This window comes from Pseudomonas sp. 2VD (genome assembly GCF_005503585.1).
Lineage (GTDB): Bacteria > Pseudomonadota > Gammaproteobacteria > Pseudomonadales > Pseudomonadaceae > Pseudomonas > Pseudomonas aeruginosa.
This window is the reverse complement of sequence record NZ_SCND01000435.1, coordinates 1-4,474: the sequence shown is the minus strand read 5'-3', so window position 1 is coordinate 4,474 and position 4,474 is coordinate 1. Positions and strand designations below refer to the sequence as shown.

Genomic DNA, 4,474 nt, shown 5'->3' with positions numbered 1-4,474 from the left:
CGTGGCATGAGTTCGGCCAACCTCCAAGGCGGCCGGACGAAACGCCGTGCCGACGCCGCCCGGGGGCGGCGCCGGCGGTTGCGGCTCAGAGACCCAGGCGCTGCTTGAGCAGGGCCATGGCGCGGGCCCGGTGGCTGAGGCGGTTCTTCTCCTCGGGCGCCAGCTCGGCGCTGGAGCAGTCGCGTTCCGGCACCCAGAACAGCGGGTCGTAGCCGAAGCCGTGGGCGCCGCGGGCTTCGCGGAGGATGCGGCCTTCCCAGATGCCCTCGCAGAGGATCGGCAGCGGGTCGTCGGCGTGGCGCACCAGCGCCAGCACGCTGACGAACTGTGCGCCGCGCTCGGCGTCCGGGACATCCTTCATGGCCTCCAGCAGCTTGGCGTTGTTCGCCGCGTCGCCCCGGCCGTCGGCATAGCGCGCCGAGTAGATGCCCGGCGCGCCGCTGAGGAAGTCCACCGCCAGCCCGGAGTCGTCGGCTAGCGCCGGCAGGCCGGAGAGGCGTGCGGCGTTGCGTGCCTTGAGGATGGCGTTCTCGACGAAGGAAAGACCGGTTTCCTCCGGTTCCACCTGGCTGAACTCGCCGATCGAGCGCACCTTCACGCTGGCGCCGAGCATGGCCTGGAGTTCCTTGAGTTTGCCGGCATTGTGGCTGGCCAGCACCAGCTGTTCGAGCTTGATCATTCGTCCGGGAAGATTTCCTTGTTGAAACTGAAGGTTTGCGCAGGTTCGCCCTTGGCCTCGACCTTGATGGTGAAGACCAGGGTCTCGCGCTGGCTGATCGGGAACTGCGCCAGGTTGTAGATGGCGCCTTCCTCGCTGACCCGGCGGAACTCCAGGGGGATGACCTTGCCGGTCAGGTCCTTGGCGGAGCCGGTCACGCTGGCCTCCACCGGCTTGCCTTTCTCCATCGGCACCACGTTGATCACGCCCTGCGCCTTGCTGCGTACCAGGCCGACCGCGCTGGCCACGTTGGGTTGGAGGAAGCTGGAGTTGAACACGTTGTAGTGGACGTCCAGGTCGCCGAAGCGCTGCACCTGCTCGGCGAGGACCGGCAGGCTCAGGCAGAGGCCGAGGACGAAAGCGGTGAAGCGGCGCATGGTGGTTTCTCCTGAAAGGTGGCATGGACGTTGTCCATGGTCTGCTGCCGGCGGCCTTGGCCGGCTTCGGCAGCGCTCTCCCGAGGACGAGCGGAGGGGCGCCCGGCCCTGGCCCGCAGCCTGGCGCGTTCCTAGACGGCGAGGTTGCGGGTCTGCACTCCGGGTCCGGTGACCCGGTAGATTCCAATCTCACCCAATAGATTAGGCCACAGCCGGCTGGCCCAGCCATGCCGGTGGTCACGGTCTACGGCCAGGCGGTCGAGCACGCGCATGCGCAACTGGCGGCACAGGCGCTCGAAGTCCTGGAAGGTGCAGAAATGGATGTTCGGCGTGTTGTACCAGGTATACGGCAGGAACTCGGAGACCGGCATCCGGCCGTTGCGCGCCAGGTACCAGCGGCAGCGCCAGTGGCCGAAGTTGGGGAAGGTGATGATGCAGGTCTTGCCGACCCGCAGCATCTCTTCGAGGATCTTGTCCGGATAGTGCACGGCCTGTAGCGCCTGGGTCATCACCACCACGTCGAAGCTGTCGCTGGCGAAGTTGCCCAGGCCCTTGTCGAGGTCCTGCTCGATCACGTTCACCCCGTTTTCGATGCAACGGGCGATGTTGTCGGGGTCGATCTCCAGGCCGTAGCCGCTGACCTGCTTGTGGTCGCGCAGCCAGGCCAGGAGTTCGCCGTCGCCGCAGCCGAGGTCGAGGACGCGGCTGCCGGCGGGAATCCATTCCTGGATGATTTCGAGATCGGCGCGCATCGGGTCCTCACACGCTGATGCGGTTCATGTAACCGCTGAAGGCTTGCAGGTACCGGGGGATCGGCATGAGGAAGGCGTCGTGGCCTTGCGGGGCGTCGATCTCCAGGTAGCTGACGTTCTTTTTCGCCGCGATCAGGGCGTCGACGATTTCCCGCGAGCGGGCCGGCGAGAAACGCCAGTCGGTGGTGAAGGACATCAGGCAGAAGTCCGCCTCGACGCCCTCCAGGGTGCGCACCAGGTCGTCGCCGTGGGCGGCGGCGGGGTCGAAGTAGTCCAGCGCCTTGGTCATCAGCAGGTAGGTATTGGCGTCGAAGCGGGTGGAGAACTCCTCGCCCTGGTAGCGCAGGTAGCTCTCGACCTGGAACTCGACGCTGTGCAGGTCGTAGTTGAGCTTCTCGGTCTTCAGTACACGGCCGAACTTGGCGCCCATGGCGTCGTCGGACAGGTAGGTGATATGGCCGACCATCCGCGCCAGCTTGAGGCCGCGCTTGGGAATCACGCCCTGCTCCTGGAAGTAGCCGCCGAGGAACTCAGGGTCGGAAAGAATCGCCTGCCGGGCGACTTCGTTGAAGGCGATGTTCTGCGCCGACAGCTTCGGCGCGCTGGCGATGCACAGGCAGTGACGGACGCGCTCGGGATAGCTGATGGTCCATTGCAGCGCCTGCATGCCGCCGAGGCTGCCGCCGACCACCGCGGCCCACTGGCGGATGCCGAGGCGGTCTGCCAGGCGCGCCTGGCTATGCACCCAGTCTTCCACCGTAACCATCGGGAAGTCCGCGCCGTAGACCTTGCCGGTCGCCGGATTGATGCTGGCGGGGCCGCTGGATCCGTTGCAACCGCCGAGGTTGTTGAGGGCGACGACGAAGAACTTGCGGGTGTCGATCGGCTTGCCCGGACCGATGCAGCTGTCCCACCAGCCCGGCTTGCGCTCGTCGACGCTGTGGTAGCCGGCGGCGTGGTGGTGGCCGGAGAGGGCGTGGCAGATCAGCACCGCGTTGCTCTGCGTGGCATTCAGCTCGCCGTAGGTTTCGATCACCAGGTCGTACTCGGCCAGGGACTTGCCGCTGGTCAGCTCGAGCGGTTCGTTGAAGTGCAGCGTCTGGGGGGAGACCAGACCGACGGAGTCGTCGGGGAAGACTGTGGGCATCGACCCTGCTCTCGAACAAAGGAGGGCGCCAGTCTAAAGAGCGTCGCCCCCAGCGGCAAGCGCGCTGGCGCGCGCCGTGGGAGCGGGGTCAGGCGCGCTGCGAGCCGGGCAGGTTGACCACCTTGGCCTGGCGCTGCAGGGGCGAGGGGCGGCGCAACTGGCGGAGGATGTCGCCGGCTTCGCGCAACTGTTCCTGCAATTCCTCGGCGAACCCGGCGAAGGCCTGGCTGCGCTGGCGCACCTGCTGGGTCTCCTGGGCCAGGCCCTTGAGGCGGAGCATGTGGCTTTCGAGCAACTGTTTGTTTTCCAGGGTGTGCTGCATCAGCGGCATCAGCGCGTCGTTGGCCCAGCGCTCGGTTTCCTCGCGCAGGCGCTGGTGCAGGCCGACCACCTCCTGCACCAGGGTGGCGAAGAAGCGCCGGGTCAGCAGGCGTTGCTCGGTAAGCACGGTCTTCAACTGCAGGCGGAACTGGTCGCCCTTCTTCTTCAGTTGCAACAGTTCGCGCTGGTAGCGCTGGACCCGCAGCTGCGGCGCGTCGAGGGCGTAGAGCGGGTTCTCCTCGTTGTGCCGGCGGTAGATGGCGGCGACCATGCGGTTGGCCATGCCGGCCTCGTGCTCGAGGTTGTCGAGGTCGTGCTCCACCGCGCGGAAGAACGCCAGGATCGCCTGGTTGATGCCGACCGTGGTCAGGCTGCCGTTGAGGTTGCGCCGCACCTTCTGCAGGTGCTGTTCCATGCGTTCGCTGCGGATCGTCTCGCGCAGCGTCGCGCCCTGGTGCTGCAGCAGGCGCTGGTTGGTCTTCAGGTTGAGCAGGCGGCGGTGGTGGCGGCCGTGGTCGTCCTTGGTCTTCGCGGTCAGTTCGAACAGTAGTTGGCCGCTGTCGCGCTGCTTGTCGTCGAGCAGCGCGCGCTGTTCCTCGACCTTCTCCAGGCGCAGGCGCAGCAGATGCTGGCTGTTGTGCAGCAGGCCGAGGACCTGGCCGAGCACGGCGTTCTCCAGCAGCGCTTCCTTCCGCGCGACGATGCGCTCGCAGAGCAGCGCTTCCAGCCGATCCAGGCGACTGCGTTCGAGCAGCGCCGGTTCGCCGCGGACCTTGGCCAGCAGCGCCTGCTTCGCCGACAGCGGCAGCACGTCGCCGCGCTGCAGGCCGAGCTGGCGGGCCGTGCCGTCCTGGATCAGGCGGATGGCGTTCTGTACGAAGCGCTCGCCGGAAAGGTCGTCCCAGAGCACGTCGATCTTGTTCAGCACGGCGAACAGGCTGCTGTGGCCGTCCTCGCGCAGTGGCTGGATGTACTTCTGCCAGATTTCCATGTCCGAGGCGGTGACACCGGCGTCGGCGGACAGCAGGAACAGGATCGCCTGGGCGTTGGGCAGCATCGACAGGGTCAGCTCCGGCTCGCTGCCGAGGGCGTTCAGGCCGGGTGTGTCGAGGATCCGCAGGCCCTGGCGCAGCAGCGGGTGGTCGAAGTTGACCAGGGC

General features: G+C 67.0%; 5 protein-coding genes. All 5 read right to left on the bottom strand.

All coding sequences use genetic code 11. The annotated features are described in order from the left end of the window. Positions 1-85 precede the first annotated feature (85 nt). On the bottom strand, positions 86-679 hold the full coding sequence (gene rdgB / locus FFS27_RS29080; protein WP_023098359.1) for an RdgB/HAM1 family non-canonical purine NTP pyrophosphatase: 594 nt from the start codon (positions 677-679) through the stop codon (positions 86-88). Further along, the gene (locus FFS27_RS29075; RefSeq protein WP_003084528.1) at positions 676-1,095 is read right to left on the bottom strand and encodes a DUF4426 domain-containing protein; all 420 of its coding nucleotides are present in this window, start codon (positions 1,093-1,095) and stop codon (positions 676-678) included. The genes rdgB and FFS27_RS29075 overlap by 4 nt, the downstream gene beginning before the upstream one ends. A gap of 131 nt (positions 1,096-1,226) precedes the next feature. Further along, positions 1,227-1,847: a methionine biosynthesis protein MetW gene (gene metW / locus FFS27_RS29070; RefSeq protein ID WP_003084530.1), complete on the bottom strand. Its 621-nt coding sequence runs from the start codon at positions 1,845-1,847 to the stop codon at positions 1,227-1,229. 7 nt (positions 1,848-1,854) lie between these two features. Next, positions 1,855-2,994 (bottom strand): homoserine O-succinyltransferase MetX, encoded by a 1,140-nt coding sequence (gene metX, locus FFS27_RS29065; RefSeq protein WP_003084535.1) that lies wholly within the window; start codon positions 2,992-2,994, stop codon positions 1,855-1,857. A gap of 88 nt (positions 2,995-3,082) precedes the next feature. After that, positions 3,083-4,474, bottom strand: a 1,392-nt coding sequence (locus tag FFS27_RS29060) for a dynamin-like GTPase family protein (RefSeq protein ID WP_137952387.1), incomplete at its 5' end; no start/stop codon positions are given.